The organism is Xanthomonas sp. LF06-19 (genome assembly GCF_034105425.1).
In the GTDB taxonomy this organism is placed as follows: Bacteria; Pseudomonadota; Gammaproteobacteria; order Xanthomonadales; family Xanthomonadaceae; genus Xanthomonas_A; species Xanthomonas_A sontii.
The window spans coordinates 41,616-57,847 of sequence record NZ_JAXGGH010000003.1 but is presented as its reverse complement, the minus strand read 5'-3'; the positions used below and the strand labels follow the sequence as shown (position 1 = coordinate 57,847).

The window sequence follows — 16,232 nt, the reverse complement described above, 5'->3', positions numbered from 1 at the left end:
CACTCCAACTTAAACGAAGAGGCCGTCGCGCCGCGCTGCCCGCTGGGCTGCGCTAGACTCGGCGGAATTTACATTCTCGCATTCCCGTGCCCCGACGCTACGACGATCACGACACCGACGATCAGGACGACGCCCTGGACAGCCCCGCCGCCGTATGGCGCAGGCGCCTGCTCACCTGGGGCCTGGCCGCCGCCGCACTCGGCCTGGGCTTCCTGATTCCGTACACGGTCTATCTGAACAAACAGGTCACCCAGCGTTTCGGCGAACTGCGCTGGCAGATCCCCACCCGTGTCTACGCGCGGCCGCTGGTGCTGGCGCCGGACACGGCGATGGACCCGCAGACGCTGAAGACCGAACTCGATGCCGCCAGCTACCGCGCCGATGCCGGCGCCGAGCGCCCCGGCAGCTACCAGCAGGACGGCAGCCGCTTCACCATCGCCAGCCGCGGCTACGTCGATGTCGACGGGCGGGTCGCGCCGCGCCGCATCGAGGTCGCGCTGGCCGGCGGCCGCGTGGTGGCGCTGCGCGATGCGCAGACGCGCAAGGCGCTCAAGGCCGCGCGGCTGGATCCGGCGCGCATCGCCACGCTGTACGGGCAGAAGCAGGAAGAGCGGCGCCTGGTGCGCGTGGACGAGGTGCCGGAACTGCTGGTCACCGGCCTGCAGGCGGTAGAGGACCGCGACTTCAATTCGCACCATGGCATCGACCTCAGCGGCATGGTCCGCGCGGCCTGGGTGATGGTGCGCTCCGGCGGCAAGAGCCGGCAGGGCGCCAGCACCCTGACCCAGCAGCTGGCGCGCAGCGGCCTGCTCGGCATCGGCAAGGAACAGACGGTCACCCGCAAGTTCAACGAGATCCTGTACGCGCTGATCATGGAGGCGCGCTACGACAAGCGCACCATCCTCGAGGCGTATCTGAACCAGGTGTACCTGGGCCAGCGCGGCAGCCAGGCTGTGCATGGCGTGGCCTCGGGCGCGGAGTTCTGGTTCGGCCGCGAACTCGATGCGCTGGCGCCGGAGCAGGTGGCGCTGCTGATCGGCCTGGTCAAGGGGCCGTCCTACTACGACCCGCGGCGCTATCCCGAGCGCGCGCTGGACCGGCGCAACTTCGTGCTCGGCAAGCTGCGCGAGAGCGAGCTGATCGACGAACCCACCTACCGCAAGGCGCTGGCCGCGCCGCTGGGCGTGCCGGCCGAACCCGGCCTGGTCGCGGCCAACCGGTTCCCCGCCTATGTCGACCTGGTGCGGCGCCAGCTGGCGCGCGATTACCCCGAAAGCGCGCTGCAGGGCGCCGGCCTGAGCGTGCTCACCGGCATGTCGCCGTCGGCGCAGGCCTATGCCGAGGGCGCGGTGACGCGCACCATCACCGCGCTGGAGACCAACAAGAAGCGCCCGCCGCTGCAGGCCGGCCTGGTGCTCACCGACACCCACAACGGCGAGGTGCTGGCGGTGGTCGGCAGCCGCGACGTGGCCCAACCCGGTTTCAATCGCGCGATCGAGGCGCAGCGCCAGGTCGGCTCGCTGCTCAAGCCGTTCGTGTACCTGTTGGCGCTGGCGCAGCCGGACCGCTACTCGCTGGCCAGCTGGGTCGACGACACCCCGGTCACCGTGCAGCTGGGCCGCGGCCGCACCTGGAGCCCGGGCAATTCCGATGGCCGCAGCCACGGCACGGTGCGCGTGGTCGATGCGCTGGCGCACTCCTACAACCAGGCCACGGTGCGCATCGGCATGCAGGTCGGGCCGGAGCGCGTGGCGCAACTGGTGAAGGTGCTGGCCGGCATCGAGGCCGAGGTCAATCCCTCGCTGATCCTCGGCGCCACCGACCAGAGCCCGTACGCGATGGCGCAGCTGTACCAGTTCCTGGCCTCCGGTGGCGAAATCCAGCCGCTGCATGCGGTGCGCGGCGTGCTCGATCCGCAGGGCAAGCTGCTCAAGCGCTACGACAAGACCCCGGCGCCGGCGCAGGAGGGCGACTCCATCGCCGCCAACCTGGTGGGCATGGCGCTGCAGCAGGTGGTCAGCAACGGCACCGCGCGGCAACTGCTCAGCGATGGGTTGGGCAAGCTGTCGCCGGCCGGCAAGACCGGTACCAGCAACGATGGCGTGGACAGCTGGTATGCCGGCTACACCGGCGACCACCTGGCGGTGATCTGGATCGGCAACGACCAGAACAAGCAGACCGGCCTGTACGGCGCCACCGGTGCGATGCGGGTGTGGTCGGGCATCTTCTCGCGGCTGCCGAGCGCGCCGCTGCAGGTGCAGGGCAAGGGCATCGACTGGCAGTGGATGGACCCGGTGGGGTACAACAGCACCGACCCGAGCTGCCCCGGCGCGCGCCAGTTCCCGTTCGTGGTCGGCTTCGTGCCGGCGTATGCCGCGTGCACGCCGCCGCAGGCGCTGCCGGAAGACGCCGCGCCCGCCGAGGGCGAACACCAGGGTGGCGGCTGGCGCAGCTGGTTCGGCCTGGACAAGAAGAAAGACCCGCCTGCCGACGCGGCCGCGCCGCCGCCGGCGCATTGATTCCCGGATCCCGGATACCGCTCATGACCCCACGTCTTCCCGCCATCGCCGCCCTCAGCCTGCTGCTCGCCTCCTGCGTCAGCGCACCGCCGCCGCCGCCCCCGGCCGCGCCGGTGGACACCACCACGCCGGCGCAGCGCATCGCCGCGATCGACGCCAGCGGCGGTGCCGACGACACCGAACTGAGCGTGCAGCCGCTGCGCGATCCGGAAGTGGAGGATCTGCGCGAGAGCGCCAAGCGCAAGCGCAGCGCCGGCGACCTGGCCGGCGCCGCCGCAGCACTGGACCAGGCGCTGAAGCTGGTGCCGGACGACCCGGCGCTGCTGCAGGACCGCGCCGAAGTGGCGCTGCTGCAGAAGGACGACGCCCAGGCCGAAGCCTTCGCCAAGCGCGCCATCGACCTGGGCTCGCAGACCGGCCCGCTGTGCCGCCGCCACTGGGCGACCATCGAACAGGCGCGCCTGGCCCGCGGGCAGAAGGAAAACGCCGCCTCGGCGCACGCGCAGATCGCCGGGTGCACGGTGCCGGGGATCAAGAGGTACTGAGGGCCGGGAATGGGGAGTCGGGAATGGGGAATGGGTAGAACTGCGTTTCTGGCGGCTCGTCCCCCTGGCGGCGTTCGGTCTTCCCGCTCTGCCGGCGGCAGTCACAGTGAGCGGGTAGCGCTGCTGCTCTAACCATTCCCTATTCCCGACTCTCCATTCCCATGTCGTTAGCTCACGCAAGCACCGAAGCCCTCAGCGAAGGCGGGGCGCTTGCGCGTCAGCTAGACGCCTTCGTGCCGCGGCCGGCGCAGTTGCGGTTGACTGCGGCGATCGCCGAGGCGTTCGAGCAGCGCGACGTGCTGCTGGCCGAGGCCGGCACCGGCACCGGCAAGACCTATGCGTACCTGGTGCCGGCGCTGTTGTCGGGGCTGAAGACCATCGTGTCCACCGGGACGCGCGCGCTGCAGGATCAGCTCTACCACCGCGATTTGCCGCGGGTGCGCGCGGCGCTGGGCGTGGGCCTGAGCAGTGCGCTGCTGAAGGGGCGCGCCAACTATCTGTGCAAGTACCGCCTGCAGCAGGCGCGCGGCGAGCCGCGCTTCACCGCGCGCGAGCAGGTCGCGCAGTTCCAGCGCATCGTCGCCTGGAGCGGGCGCACCCGCTTCGGCGACATCGCCGAACTGGACGCGCTGGCCGACGACTCGCCGCTGCTGCCGCTGGTCACCTCCACCGTCGACAACTGCCTGGGCACCGAATGCCCGTTCTGGGGCGAGTGCTTCGTGGTGCAGGCGCGGCAGCGCGCGCAGGCGGCCGACCTGGTGGTAGTCAACCACCACCTGCTGCTGGCCGACCTGGCGCTGAAGCAGGAAGGTTTCGGCGAAATCCTGCCCGGGGCGCAGGCCTTCGTGATCGACGAGGCGCACCAGTTGCCGGAGCTGGCGGCGAACTTCTTCGGCGAAGGTTTCGGCATGCGCCCGCTGCAGGAACTGGCGCGCGACTGCGTGGCCGAGAGTCGCAATGTCGCCGGCGCGCTGGCCAGCCTGCAGGCGCCGGCGCAGGCGCTGGAACAGACCCTGCGCGAATTGCGCGCGGCGATGGAGGGGCTGCCGGCGCGCGGCACGCAATGGCGGCTGTTGGCCAAGCCGCAGGTGCGCGACGGTTTCGACGCGCTGCTGGCCGATCTGGCGCGGCTGCAGGAGCCGCTGGCGGCCCTGCGCGAGGCCTCGCCCGGCTTCGACGCCTGTGCGGCGCGCGCGCGCGAGCTGCGCACGCGGCTGGGCCGCTGGCTCGGCGAGGATGCGCCGATTCCGGATTTCGAGGCCGAGCCGGAAGCGGACGCGCCGTCCAACGACGTGCTGTGGTACGAACTGACCCCGCGCGGCTTCCGCTGCCAGCGCACGCCGCTGGACGTGTCCGGGCCGCTGCGCGCGCACCGCGAGGCCTCGCGCGCGGCCTGGGTGTTCACCTCGGCGACGCTGGCGGTGAAGGGCGAGTTCGAGCACATCGCCACCCGCCTGGGCCTGCGCGATCCGATGACCTTGCTGCAGCCCAGCCCGTTCGACTGGGCGCGGCAGGCGCTGTGCTACCTGCCGGCGCTGCCCGATCCCGCCGCGCGCGGCTTCGGCACCGCATTGATCGCCGCGTTGCAGCCGGTGCTGGAGGCTTCGCAGGGCCGCGCCTTCCTGCTGTTCGCCTCGCACCGCGCGCTGCGCGAGGCGGCCGAGGCGCTGCGCGACGGGCCCTGGCCGCTGTTCGTGCAGGGCGAGGCGCCGCGCGCGACCTTGCTCGAGCGCTTCCGCGCCTCCGGCAACGGAGTGCTGCTCGGCTCGGCCAGTTTCCGCGAGGGCGTGGACGTGGTCGGCGATGCGCTGAGCGTGGTGGTGATCGACAAGCTGCCGTTCGCCGCGCCCGACGATCCGGTGTTCGAAGCACGCCTGGAGGCGATCCGCCGCGACGGCGGCAACCCGTTCCGCGAGGAGCAGTTGCCGCAGGCGGTGATCGCGCTGAAGCAGGGCGTGGGCCGGCTGATCCGCAGCGAGCGCGACCGCGGCGTGCTGGTGCTGTGCGACCCGCGCCTGCTCTCCAAGTCCTATGGCCGCACCTTCCTGGAGTCGCTGCCGCCGTTCGCCCGCACCCGCGACGTGGAGGACGTGCGCCAGTTCTTCGCCGCCGAGGCCCCGGCGCTGGGCGATAATCCCGAGGCCGCGACGCCACCGGCCACGTCAAACTAGCCGACGCGCCGCCTTTGCTTTTCCGATTCCCCAATCCCCATTCCCGATTCCCAGCCTCCAATGAATCTGCTCGCCTTCGAAACCTCCACCGAAGCCTGCTCCGTCGCCGTGCTGGTCGGCGACCGCGTGCTGGAGCGCTTCGACCTGGCGCCGCGGCGGCACGCCGAACTGGCGCTGCCGTGGGCCGAGCAGTTGCTGGCCGAGGCCGGCATCGGCCGCCGTCAGCTCGATGCAGTGGCCTTCGGTCGCGGCCCCGGCGCGTTCACCGGCGTGCGCCTGGCGATCGCGGTCGCGCAGGGCATCGCCCTGGCCCTGGACCTGCCGGTGCTGCCGGTGTCCACGCTGCAGGTGCTGGCGCTGCGCGCGCCGGCCGACGCGCCGCGGGTGCTGGCGGCGATCGATGCGCGCATGGGCGAGGTCTACACCGCGGCGTACGCGCGGCAGGCCGACGGCGGCCTGCAGGCGCTGACCCCGGAGCAGGTGCTGAGTCCGGAAGCCTTCGTGTTGCCGGAGCCGGATGCGGCCTGGGCTGCGGTCGGCACCGGGCTGGCGGCGGTCGATGGCACCTTGCAGCGCCGCTTCGGCGCGCACTGGCGCAGCGCCGATGCGCAGGCGCTGCCGCATGCCGCCGACGTGCTGACCCTGGCCGCGGCTGCGTACGCGCGCGGCGAAGGGATCGCGCCGGAACGCGCCGAACCGGCCTACCTGCGCGACAACGTCGCCCTGACCCTGGCCGAGCAGCAGGCGCAGCGGGCCGCACGGTGAGTGCGTGCGGCGTGCCGTCGGCGCGTCAGCGGTCGAGTACCAGCGGCGTGGCGCTTTCGTGCGCAGGCCTGGCGACGCACAGCAGCGCACAGCCTGGTTCGATCTGGGTGTCGGGCGGACGCAGGTAATGCACTGCGCCGGACAGCACGCGCGTCGCGCAGGTGCCGCAGGAACCGTAGCGGCAATCGGAGGGCGCAGCGATCCGCTGCGCTTCTGCCAGCTCCAGTAACGTGCCGGCGTCCGGGGTCCAGACCGCCTCGCGTCCCGAGCGCTGGAACCGCACGCGCACCCGTGGCGCATCTGCGGGCGCTGCGGGGTTCGTATCGCGGACGAGGCTCGATGGGCCGAATGCCTCGAAGCGGATGCGCGCGTCCGCTACGTTCAGCGCGCGCAATCCACGGTACATATCGCGCATGAAGTCTGGCGGTCCGCACAGGTAGAAGTCGTAATCGTCGAATGCCAGGATCCGCTGCAACCGCGCGATGCCGATGCGGCCGGCGCCGTGGCCGGCCGCTCGGCTGTCCAGGCAATGCAGCGACAGCCGCGCGTCGGCCGCGGCGAGCCGTGCCAGTGTGGCGGCGAACGGACGATCGGCGGCCTCGCGGGCGCCGTGCACGAAGATCAACCGCCGCCGCGAGGCGGTGTCGGCCAGCGCCTGGCGCAGCATCGCCAGCATCGGCGCGATGCCGATCCCGGCCGAGACGAACACCACCGGCCGCGGGCTGGCGGCATCGAAGACGAAATCGCCGCGCGGCATCTGCGCGTCCAGCGTCGTGCCGACCTGCGCATGGTCGTGCAGCCAGGCCGATGCCCGGCCCTGCCGTTTCACGGTGATCCGGTAGAGCGCGCCACCCGGCGCGTCGGACAGCGTGTAGTTGCGCACCGTCGGCGCGGCATTGCCGCAGATCGGGAAACGCAGCGTAAGGTGTTGGCCGGCTGCGTACGACGGCAGCGCGCCGCCGTCCTCGGCGGCGAAATGGAACGAGCGGATGGCACGCGCTTCGTCGACGATCCGCACGATCCGCAGCGGCCGCCAGGCGCGTTCGGCGGCAGGCGTCGACGCCGCGGCGAACTGCGCTGGGCGCTGCACCGCCGACCAGCGCCACGGCAACACGGCGCGCGTGTGGCGCACTTCGCGGATATGGAAGCGCACCACGCGCTGCGCGCCCGCGAACGTCGCCAGTAGCGGCCCGTCCCAGACGATCTCCGCGCGGGCGGCCAGGTACAGCAGGTCGCCGCGTTCGAAGTCGATGAACAGCAGCCCCGCGCGCGGATCGTGCAACAGATTGCCGAGCGTATTGAAGTAGCGGTTGCCGCTGAAATCCGGCGTGGTCAGGGTGCGCGCATCGTCGACGCGCACGAAGCCGGGCAGGCCGCCGCGGTGCGACACGTCCGCGCCGCGCGCGGCGCCGGCATCCTCCGAGGTGTTCGCGCTGGCGATGAAGAAGGTATCGCAGCGCGCGAGCAGCGCGCATTGCGCATCGCTCAGACGCGCCGACACGGCAGTCGCGGTATGCGCGTGGACCTCGCCTGCGGCGAACGTCGGGCTGCGGCTGTTGATGTACTGCGGGCAGTTACCGAAGCTCTGCTCCACCGCGACCGTCAGCGTGTCGCCATCGACTGCGCTGACGCTGCCGTTGACGCGATTGCGTCGTCGCGTTTCGAGCGCGATGCCCAGGCCGCCGAACGGCGCGCCCGGCCGCCAGGTGCCGGCCAGCGGGTCGCCGGGCAGGGGCGGCGCGGCGATGCGCAGCGTGCGCGGGTCCGGTGTGCTCAGGAAGCCGGGCTGGCCCACGCGCAGCGTCGCCCACGGCTGCCCGTGCGCGTCGCTGCCGGCGAGTACGAACAGCGGCAGTTGCGCGAAGAAGTCCCGATGCTGTTCGGGCATGCAGCGGCGGATGCTGCGCCGCCCGGCCGCCGCCGCGACCGCGCTGGCCCCGGCCCGCTGCTGGACGGCAAGTTCGCCGGGGTGGAACGGCGAGGTCTCCAGATCCCAGCCGGCGACGCCAGCGGTCGGCGCGTTCATCGCGGTCTGCGTGCCGTCGGCCGGCAGCGCTCAGCCGGCCGACGCGCCGGGCGGCAGCGCCGGCAAGGCGACGAATCCCGGCAAGGCTTCGATCCGGGCAAGCCACGCCCGCACTTGCGGGTAAGGTTCGAGCGCGATTCCGCCTTCTGGCGCATGCGCGATGTAGGTGTAGCCGGCGATGTCGGCGATGGTCGGTTGCGCGCCGGCGGCGAACGGCGTGTCGGCCAATTCCTGGTCGATCGCATCGAGCAACCGGGTCGCCGTACGCCTGGCCGCCGCCAGGTCGAGCGGCATCCCGAATGCGGTCGCCAGCCGCGCCGCGGCGGGCCCGTAGGCGATCGGCCCGGCCGCGTACGACAACCAGCGCTGCACGGTCGCTGCGCCGAGCGGCTCGTCCGGCAGCCACTGCGGATGGCCGTAGCGTTTGGCCAGATAGACCAGGATCGCGTTGGAATCGGCGAGCACCCTGCCGCTGTCGTCGATCACCGGTATCTGTCCGAGCGGATTCAGCGCCAGGAACGCCGGTTGCCGTTGCGCGCCGGCGGCGAGATCCACATCGATGGTCTCGAACGGCAGTCCGAGCAGCGACAGGAACAGGCGCACCCGGTGCGCGTGTCCGGACAGGGGCGCGGAATAGACCCGGATCGGAGCGGCGGGACGATCGGTGCCGCGAGGACTGAGGGTGGACATGGAACGGCTCCGCAATCGTGCATCGCCGGGGATCGGCGACGATCGGCTGCAGCCTAGCGCTGGCCGCGGCCGGCAAGAAGACGGACAATGCGAGAAACATTATCCTTTCCGGAAGGACAATCGGGCATGGCCGACCTGCGCGACGTCAACCTGAATCGTCTGGCGATCTTCGTCGCAGTGGTCGAGGCCGGCTCGCTGACTGCCGCGGCCGAGCGGCTCGGCCTGGCCAAGACGGTGGTCAGCACGCACATGCAGCGCCTGGAATCGGAGGTCGGCGCGAACCTGCTGGTGCGCACGACGCGACGGCTGAGCGTGACCGACGCCGGACGCGGGTTCTACGAGGCGTGCCGCGACATCGTGCGCGCGGCCGAGCATGCGCTGCAGACGGTGTCTCCCGACGCCGGCCCGTTGCGTGGCGCGCTGCGGGTCAGCGTGCCGGTCGACTACGGCGCGCAGGTTGTGGCCCAGGCGGTGGTCGCTTTGCGCGACAGGCACCCCCGCCTCGATGTCGAACTGGTCGCGAACGATCGCATCGTCGATCTGGTCGCCGACAATCTCGATGTGGCGATCCGCATCGGCCGTCTCGCCGATTCGACCTACCGCGCGGTACGGCTCGGCAGCTATGCGGTGTGGCCGGTCGCCAGCCCGCAGTTCGTCGCGCGCCACGGGCTGCCGCGCGACCCGGCGGCGCTGGCTGCGCTCCCCTTCGTGCTGCTGTCCAGCATTGCCCGTCCGCGCACCCTGGAGCTGGTCAATGCGCGCGGCGACAGCGTGGCGGTGCGCTGCGTGCCGCACTTCGTCGCCAATACCGCGACCGGCTGCCGCGCGATCGTGCTGGCCGGTGGCGCGTTCGGCCTGCTGACGGATTTCTCCACCGCCGCCGACGTCGCCGCCGGCCGGCTGGTGCGTCTGTTGCCGGCGTGGCGTTCGGCATCGTTCGGCATCCATGCGGTATACCCGCCGACGCGGCTGCCATCGCCGAAGGTGCGCGCCTTCATCGATGCGATGAAGGCGCGGATCGCATCGATGCGCACCGAGGCGGAGGGCGGCACGGCGGCCGTTGCCGGTGCGGCGCCTGCACGTGCGCGGCGACGGCCAGCGCGCTGATCGCGCGCCGGTCGCCGTGCCGCCGATCAATAGTCGTAGCTGACGCTCAACCGCAGCGACCGCGGCGCCTGGCGCAGCAGGGCCGCGCCATACACCGGGTCCGCCTTACCTGGGTCCGACTCCGAGTACGGATACTTCCACAGCGTGGCCTGGCCGTTGAAGACGTTGAACACGTCCAGGTTGAAGGCCAGTTTGCGGTCGGCGTAGGCCGGCCGCCACGACACGCCGAGATCCAGTTGCTGCAGCCACGGCAGGCGGCCCTGGCTGCCCGGAGGCGCCGGCTGGCCCTGGTAGTAGTGATAGGCGATGCCGTAGCCGGAAGGGTCGCTGTGGTCGGGGCCGTAGGAGCCCAGTGCACTGAACGGTGAACCGGAGATCAGCTTGAGGTTGGCCGACACCAGCCATGCGGGGTTGAGCTGGTAGTAGCCGTAGAACTTGAACTGATGGGTGTGGTCGTTGCTCTGCGGGCCGTTGGTGTGCTCCATCAACTGCGCGAAGTCCCAGGCCTGAGTGGTGGACACCGCGGTCTGGCCGATGCCCGACAGCAACTGGCCCTCGGTGGTGCCGTAGCTGCGCGACCAGGTGTAGTCGAGGCGGCCGTACCAGCGCTGGTCGAACGGATGCTCCAGCGACAGGTTGAGTCCGTAGTAGTTGCGCTTGAACGCCGGGAAGCCGAACTGCGCGTTGCTCAGCGGCACCTTGACGTAGTTGCCCGAGGTGTCGACCAGGGTGAAGGTGTTGGCCCGGCCCGGGTTGATCAGCCAGCAGCTGACCGGATTGCTGGCCAGGGTCACCGTGTGTCCTTGCGCCGCGGCGGCGGCGAACACGGTATCGCTGTCGCAGTAGTCGTCCACGCCGCTGCGCAGGACGCGGTAGGTGCCCTTGGCGCCGTAGACCCAGCTGTCGCCCCAGGCCTTGGTGAAGCCGAGGATGAACTCGTCCTGGAACGAGGGCTTGATGCCTTGCGTGGCGACGGTCTTGGGGTCGGGCAGGATGCCGTAGTTGTTGTTGGACGAGACCGCACCGGAGATCTGGGTCAGGCCGGTCGGGTAGCCGTTGGCGTCGATGCCGCCATAGGTGTAGTAGGTCGAAGTGGCCAGGGTGGCGCCGGCGGCGTTGAACGCCGGGTTCAGCGGTAGCGCCAGGTAGTAGCGGCCGGCGTTGCCGTACACCTTGAAGCGCGCATCGCCGTCGACGTCCCAGCTGAAGCCTAACCGAGGCGCCCATTGCCCGCTGGTCTGCTTGATGTACGGCGCGCCGTCGCGGTTGTAGTTGGTGAACTGGTCCAGGCGCAGGCCGAGGTTGAGCAACAGCCGGTCGTTGACCTGCCAGTTGTCCTCCACGTACTGCGCGCGCTGCGCCGAGCGCACCGAGGCCAGCGCGCTGTAGATGTACTTGCGCACGTAGTAGCCGTCCTGGCCGTTGGGGTAGCCGCCGGTGGCGGGTACGCCGAGGCCGGTGTTGATCGGCACGTTGGGGTTGGCCTGGCCGTAGATCCAGTAGTAGCCGTCGCCCGAAGCCACCGAGCCGCGGTTGAGCGCGCGTGCGTTCTGGTTGTCGATGCCGATGGTGATGCTGTGCGCGCCGATGGCGTAGTTCAGGTCCAGGCGCAGGTTGTCGGTGCGGTTGCCGCGCGCCGGATCGACCAGCAACGCGGTGGTCTGCGCATTGGTGATCGGGGTGCCGCCGGTGTAGGCCGGGTTCTGGAAGCCGGGGCTGGAGAGATAGGTCAGCGTGCCGTTGTAGTTGGGGTTGCGGCTGTAGTCGTCGGTACGCTGCTGGCCGTAGAGGGCGCTGAAGGTCAGGCGGTCGGTAAGGTAGCCGGTGTACTTGGCGCTCCACAGGTCGCCGCCGGTCTTGGTGGTGTCGGCGTTGCCGCGTAGGGCGCCGATGTCGCGGCCGCTGTACTGGTAGTACTTGCCGCGGGTGACATAGCGGCTGGACGCCCCGGTGATTTCCAGCAGCTGGCTGTCGCTGATGTTCCAGTCGAGCTTGGCGTACCAACTCGGCCGGCGGTACTGGTAGTCGTAGTAGTACGGCCCCGGCGTGGTCTCGCGTGCGCCGTAGAAGCGATCGCCGTCCTGGCGTTGCAGTTCGTAGGCGCCGAAGAAGAACAGCCGGTCCTGGATCAGCGGGCCGCCGGCGTAGACGCTCTGGGTGCTGAGGGTGGAGCCGCTCTTGCTGTCCGGGCGGTACAGCGCGCCGTTGCCGGGCGCGTACACGTCCTTCTTTGCGGAGCGCAGGCCGTCCGGTTCCCAGGTCGCCTGGCCGCCGAAATGCCATTCGTTGCTGCCGCGCTTGCCCACGGCGTTGATCACGCCGCCGTCGGAACGGCCGTACTTGGCGCTGTAGCCGCCGGTGTAGACCTCCAACTGGTCGATGCTGCCGTAGGGCAGGGTCAGTCCGCCCAGTCCGCGCAGCGGGTCGGTGGTGTTGAAGCCATTGATGTAATAGGCGTTCTCCGCGGCCGAAGAGCCGCCGAAGCTGAGCAGCTGCGTGCCGGTCGGGCCGATGTAGGTACCGCTGCCGCTGTTGCCGGCCACGCCGGGCGCCAGTTGCGCGATGGCCTCGGCCGAGCGGCCCAGCGGCAGGCGCTGCAGCTGTTCGGCATTGATCACGGTGCGCGAGTCCACGCTGCTCACGTCGATCGCGGCGGCGGCGCGGTCGGCGCTGACCTGGACGCCGGCCAGGCTGGTGGTGGCGGGGCTGAAGGAGACGTCGGTGACGGCACCGACGGTGAGGCCGATGCCGTCGCGGCTGCCCAGCACGCTGCCGTCGGCGCCCTTGGCGATGATGGTGTAGGTGCCCAGCGGCAACTGGCCGATGTTGTAGCGGCCGCGCGCATCCACGGCGACCTCGCGGCTGAGGCCGCTGTCGCTGCGCACCAGGATGCGCTGGGTATCGGCGGGCGCCTGACCGGCGACGGCGCCGGTGGTGGACTGGGCCTGGGCCGGCGGGAGGGCGAGGGCGGCACTCAGTGCCAGGGCGAGCAGGGCGGGCCTGCGGAGGGAGCGATGGTTGTGCATGCGGAAGGCGACTCGGGTGGTGGGGGCGGGGGGCCGCCGCGCCGACTCGAATCCGCCCGTCCTGGATGATGCGGTATGCGCGGTAACGTTCCCCCGCTCCATTAACCTTAATGGGACGCCATCACAGAAATGCCGCGTCGTTATGTCGGCGGCACCAATGGTTATGTCGGCCGTTGGACGTTGTGGGCGACCGGACCCTCACCCCAACCCCTCCCCCGGTGGGAGAGGGGCCAGTGCTCTCCTTCTCCCGCCGGGAGAAGGTGCCCCGAAGGGGCGGATGAGGGTACGGGGCGAAGCCTCGAACTGTTGCGACCGGCAGGCGTTGCGGGCGGTCGTACCCTCACCCCAACCCCTCTCCCGATGGGAGAGGGCCCATCGCTCTCCCTTCTCCCATCGGGAGAAGGTGCCCCGAAGGGGCGGATGAGGGTACGGGGCGAAGCCTCGACCTGTTGCGACCGGCAGGCGTTGTGGGCGGTCGTACCCTCACCCCAACCCCTCTCCCGATGGGAGAGGGGCGATCTGCGTGCCGCTCAGCGGTCGTCGACTAGGCTGCCGCCGGGCAGGAACACCCAGGTGCGGGTCACCTGCAGGATGTCGACGTTGTCGTCGGTGCGCGGCAGCGGCGGGAACGGCTGCGCCAGTTGCACGATCCGCAGTGCGGCGGCGTCGAGCATCGGCACGCCGCTGGAGCGCAGGATGCGGCTGCTCTCCAGGCTGCCGTCGCGGCGCACGCCGACGCTGATCACTACCTGGCCGCCGAGCCGGCGCCGCCGCGCTTCGTCGGGATAGTTGAGGTTGCCGACGCGCTCGGCGCGGTCGACCCAGGCGCGCAGATAGTTGGCGTAGGCGTATTCGCGGGTGCTGGCGGAGACGAACTTGCGGTTGGGGCGCTTGGCGTATTGCTCCGAGCGCAGGTGCACTTCGGCGGCCAGGCGTGCCATCTCGGCATCGCGCTGTTCGCGCTGCGCGTCCAACGGCCGTTGCGGGTCGTCGGTACGCGGCTGGGTCTGCGCCACCGGCAGTGGCTGCTCGCCGCGCGCGCTGCTGACCACGCGCGGGGTCGGTTCCGGTGCCGCGGCCGCGGTCTGCGCACGCAACGCCTGCGGCGCCAGCCCGTCCTGGCGCTGTGGCACCACGCCTGGCTGGCTATCGCGCGGACGTTGCGGCGTGTCGTGATCGCCGCCGCCCTGCTGGTTGGCCTGGGCCAGGAAGTCGGCCTGTTTCGGCGTCAGCGGCGTGCTGGTCTGGCTGAAGATCACGTCCAGCGTCGGCACCAGCGGTGCATCGTCGTCGATCGCGAAGCCCACGCCCAGGATCAGCAGCCCGTGCACGATCAGCGACAGCACCAGGGTGGCGCTGAGCCGTTCGCGCTCGCCGATGCGCGGCGCGGGCGTCGCGGCGGCCGCGCTCATCGCGCCGGGTAGGCCTCGATGGCGTCGAACAGCAGCCCGGCGATGTTGAGCCCGAACTGCGCGTCCAGCTCGCGCACGCAGGTGGGGCTGGTGACGTTGACCTCGGTGAGGTAGTCGCCGATCACGTCCAGGCCGACGAAGCGCATGCCGCGCCGTTTCATCTCCGGGCCGACCTGGGCGGCGATCCAGCGGTCGCGCTCGCTCAGCGGGCGGCCTTCGCCGCGGCCGCCGGCGGCCAGATTGCCGCGGAACTCGTCGCCCTGCGGAATCCGCGCCAGGCAGTAGTCCACCGCCACGCCGTCGACCAGCAGGATGCGCTTGTCGCCGGCACTGATGTCCGGGATGAAGCGCTGCGCCAGGGCCAGCTTGCGGCCGCCGTCGGTCAGCGTCTCCAGGATCACGTTGAGGTTGGGGTCGCCGGTGCCGCTGCGGAAGATCGACCGCCCGCCCATGCCGTCCAGCGGCTTCAGCACCGCCTGGCCATGCTCCAGCACGAAGGCCTTGAGCGTGGCGGCGTCGCGGCTGACCAGCGTCGGCGGACAGCACTGCGGGAACAGCAGGGCGGCCAGCTTTTCGTTGAAGTCGCGCAGGCCCTGCGGGTCGTTGACCACCTGCGCGCCGGCGCGCTGGGCCACGCTGAGCACGTGGGTGTCGTACAGGAACTCCGCATCGAACGGCGGATCCTTGCGCATCAGCACGACCTGGCCGGGACCGAAGGTCAGTTCGGCGAACGCGTCCAGCTCGAACCAGCCGGCCTTGTCGTCGCGCACCCGCAGCGGCGCGGCCTGGGCGGTTGCGCAGCCATCGCGCAGGGTCAACCCGCCGGGGCGCACGTAGTGCAGCCGGTGCCCGCGGCGCTGCGCTTCCAGCAGCATCGCGAAGGTCGTGTCTTTGGCGATCTTGATGCTGGCGATGGGGTCCATCACCACGATGACATCGAACGGCATGGGGGCACCTGAGAGACTGAGCGGAAGATGGTAGCGGGTCGGCGGGGGCGCCGCGCACCGGGTGTCGGGCGCGGCTGCGCGGTGTCGCACGTTATCCGCCAAACTGTGACATAGTTTGTGCTGTTACGTGGTTCAACGCAGACCGGCAGCGGCGGCCTTGACAGTCGCAGCGGGTCTTGGGATACATGGCGTTTCGCAGCGAAGCCGGATCCGATGAAGCGTCGCGCGCTTGGGGGCAAGTGATGAGTGAAAACACGACTGCGGGTGGGGAACTCGCAGGCTTGCGGGTCATGGTGATCGACGATTCGAAAACGATCCGTCGTACTGCCGAAACGTTGCTGAAGCGCGAAGGGTGCGAAGTGGTGACGGCGACCGACGGCTTCGAGGCGCTGGCCAAGATCGCCGACCAGCAGCCGCAGATCATCTTCGTGGACATCATGATGCCGCGGCTGGATGGCTATCAGACCTGCGCGCTGATCAAGGGCAACCAGCTGTTCAAGGCCACGCCGGTGATCATGCTGTCCTCCAAGGACGGCCTGTTCGACAAGGCGCGCGGGCGCATCGTCGGGTCCGAGCAGTACCTCACCAAACCCTTTACACGCGAAGAGCTGCTGGGCGCGATCCGTACATACGTCAACGCCTGACCAGGGGGAAAGGCAGCATGGCCCGTATCTTGTTGATCGAGGACTCACCGACCGACCGGGCGGTGTTCACGCAATGGCTGGAAAAAGCCGGGCACCAGGTCCTGTCCACCGACAACGCGGAGGACGGGATCAAGCTGGTACGCGAGCAGGCGCCGAACCTGGTGCTGATGGACGTGGTGCTGCCGGGGATGAGCGGCTTCCAGGCCACCCGCGCGCTGTCGCGCGACGAGGCCACCCGGCACATCCCGGTGCTGATCATCAGCACCAAGAGCATGGAGACCGACAAGGTATGGGGCATGCGCCAAGGCGCCACCGACTACATCGTCAAGCCGCCGCGGGAAGACGAGCTGATCGCCCGCATCAATCAACTGGTGGGCTGA

Annotated in this window: 12 protein-coding genes; 7 read left to right on the top strand and 5 right to left on the bottom strand. The window is 70.4% G+C overall.

Annotation, left to right across the window (positions count from 1 at the left end; translation table 11 throughout):
* The first annotated feature begins 86 nt into the window (after window positions 1–86).
* The 4 genes from mrcB (at window position 87) to tsaB (ending at window position 6,000) form a co-directional block, all read left to right on the top strand.
* Window positions 87–2,519, top strand: coding sequence for a penicillin-binding protein 1B (gene mrcB, locus SLW55_RS07315; protein WP_320744889.1), 2,433 nt, complete (start codon window positions 87–89; stop codon window positions 2,517–2,519).
* 23 nt (window positions 2,520–2,542) lie between these two features.
* Window positions 2,543–3,064 carry a tetratricopeptide repeat protein gene (locus SLW55_RS07310; protein WP_010343249.1) on the top strand — a complete coding sequence of 174 codons (522 nt, stop codon included), beginning with the start codon at window positions 2,543–2,545 and terminating at the stop codon, window positions 3,062–3,064.
* A gap of 161 nt (window positions 3,065–3,225) precedes the next feature.
* Window positions 3,226–5,235, top strand: coding sequence for an ATP-dependent DNA helicase (locus SLW55_RS07305; RefSeq protein WP_267100133.1), 2,010 nt, complete (start codon window positions 3,226–3,228; stop codon window positions 5,233–5,235).
* A 60-nt stretch (window positions 5,236–5,295) separates the two neighbouring features.
* Entirely contained in the window at window positions 5,296–6,000 is a 705-nt protein-coding gene (gene tsaB, locus SLW55_RS07300) for a tRNA (adenosine(37)-N6)-threonylcarbamoyltransferase complex dimerization subunit type 1 TsaB (protein WP_017914452.1), read from the top strand.
* A gap of 25 nt (window positions 6,001–6,025) precedes the next feature.
* Here the strand turns inward: tsaB and SLW55_RS07295 are convergent, their stop codons facing one another.
* Both SLW55_RS07295 and SLW55_RS07290 read right to left on the bottom strand, forming a co-directional pair.
* Window positions 6,026–8,026 carry a pyridoxamine 5'-phosphate oxidase family protein gene (locus tag SLW55_RS07295; protein WP_267100134.1) on the bottom strand — a complete coding sequence of 667 codons (2,001 nt, stop codon included), beginning with the start codon at window positions 8,024–8,026 and terminating at the stop codon, window positions 6,026–6,028.
* Window positions 8,027–8,056: 30 nt separating this feature from the next.
* Window positions 8,057–8,716 carry a glutathione S-transferase gene (locus tag SLW55_RS07290; RefSeq protein WP_152236005.1) on the bottom strand — a complete coding sequence of 220 codons (660 nt, stop codon included), beginning with the start codon at window positions 8,714–8,716 and terminating at the stop codon, window positions 8,057–8,059.
* 126 nt (window positions 8,717–8,842) lie between these two features.
* Here SLW55_RS07290 and SLW55_RS07285 point away from each other — a divergent pair, with 126 nt between their 5' ends.
* Complete coding sequence (locus SLW55_RS07285; RefSeq protein WP_152180766.1) at window positions 8,843–9,823, top strand: LysR family transcriptional regulator; 981 nt, start codon at window positions 8,843–8,845, stop codon at window positions 9,821–9,823.
* A gap of 26 nt (window positions 9,824–9,849) precedes the next feature.
* On the opposite strand, the gene SLW55_RS07280 is transcribed toward SLW55_RS07285, so the two are convergent.
* The 3 genes from SLW55_RS07280 to gshB form a co-directional block, all read right to left on the bottom strand.
* A complete protein-coding gene (locus SLW55_RS07280; protein WP_267100135.1) occupies window positions 9,850–12,849 on the bottom strand; it encodes a TonB-dependent receptor in 3,000 nt (999 codons plus the stop codon).
* 530 nt (window positions 12,850–13,379) lie between these two features.
* Window positions 13,380–14,261 (bottom strand): energy transducer TonB, encoded by an 882-nt coding sequence (locus SLW55_RS07275; RefSeq protein ID WP_267100136.1) that lies wholly within the window; start codon window positions 14,259–14,261, stop codon window positions 13,380–13,382.
* Window positions 14,258–15,208 (bottom strand): glutathione synthase, encoded by a 951-nt coding sequence (gene gshB, locus SLW55_RS07270; protein WP_017910262.1) that lies wholly within the window; start codon window positions 15,206–15,208, stop codon window positions 14,258–14,260. Before gshB ends, SLW55_RS07275 begins: the two co-directional genes overlap by 4 nt.
* A 242-nt stretch (window positions 15,209–15,450) precedes the next feature.
* Here gshB and pilG point away from each other — a divergent pair, with 242 nt between their 5' ends.
* Entirely contained in the window at window positions 15,451–15,852 is a 402-nt protein-coding gene (gene pilG, locus SLW55_RS07265; protein ID WP_003472648.1) for a twitching motility response regulator PilG, read from the top strand.
* A 17-nt stretch (window positions 15,853–15,869) separates the two neighbouring features.
* Complete coding sequence (locus SLW55_RS07260; RefSeq protein WP_026143267.1) at window positions 15,870–16,232, top strand: response regulator; 363 nt, start codon at window positions 15,870–15,872, stop codon at window positions 16,230–16,232.

Bases quoted from the DNA above. Each gene is read 5' to 3' on its own strand.
- SLW55_RS07310 (WP_010343249.1), top strand. From the start codon at position 2,543: ATGACCCCACGTCTTCCCGCCATCGCCGCCCTCAGCCTGCTGCTCGCC.
- SLW55_RS07305 (WP_267100133.1), top strand. From the start codon at position 3,226: ATGTCGTTAGCTCACGCAAGCACCGAAGCCCTCAGCGAAGGCGGGGCG.
- tsaB (WP_017914452.1), top strand. From the start codon at position 5,296: ATGAATCTGCTCGCCTTCGAAACCTCCACCGAAGCCTGCTCCGTCGCC.
- SLW55_RS07295 (WP_267100134.1), bottom strand. From the start codon at position 8,026: ATGAACGCGCCGACCGCTGGCGTCGCCGGCTGGGATCTGGAGACCTCG.
- SLW55_RS07290 (WP_152236005.1), bottom strand. From the start codon at position 8,716: ATGTCCACCCTCAGTCCTCGCGGCACCGATCGTCCCGCCGCTCCGATC.
- SLW55_RS07285 (WP_152180766.1), top strand. From the start codon at position 8,843: ATGGCCGACCTGCGCGACGTCAACCTGAATCGTCTGGCGATCTTCGTC.
- SLW55_RS07280 (WP_267100135.1), bottom strand. From the start codon at position 12,849: ATGCACAACCATCGCTCCCTCCGCAGGCCCGCCCTGCTCGCCCTGGCA.
- SLW55_RS07275 (WP_267100136.1), bottom strand. From the start codon at position 14,261: ATGAGCGCGGCCGCCGCGACGCCCGCGCCGCGCATCGGCGAGCGCGAA.
- gshB (WP_017910262.1), bottom strand. From the start codon at position 15,208: ATGCCGTTCGATGTCATCGTGGTGATGGACCCCATCGCCAGCATCAAG.
- pilG (WP_003472648.1), top strand. From the start codon at position 15,451: ATGAGTGAAAACACGACTGCGGGTGGGGAACTCGCAGGCTTGCGGGTC.
- SLW55_RS07260 (WP_026143267.1), top strand. From the start codon at position 15,870: ATGGCCCGTATCTTGTTGATCGAGGACTCACCGACCGACCGGGCGGTG.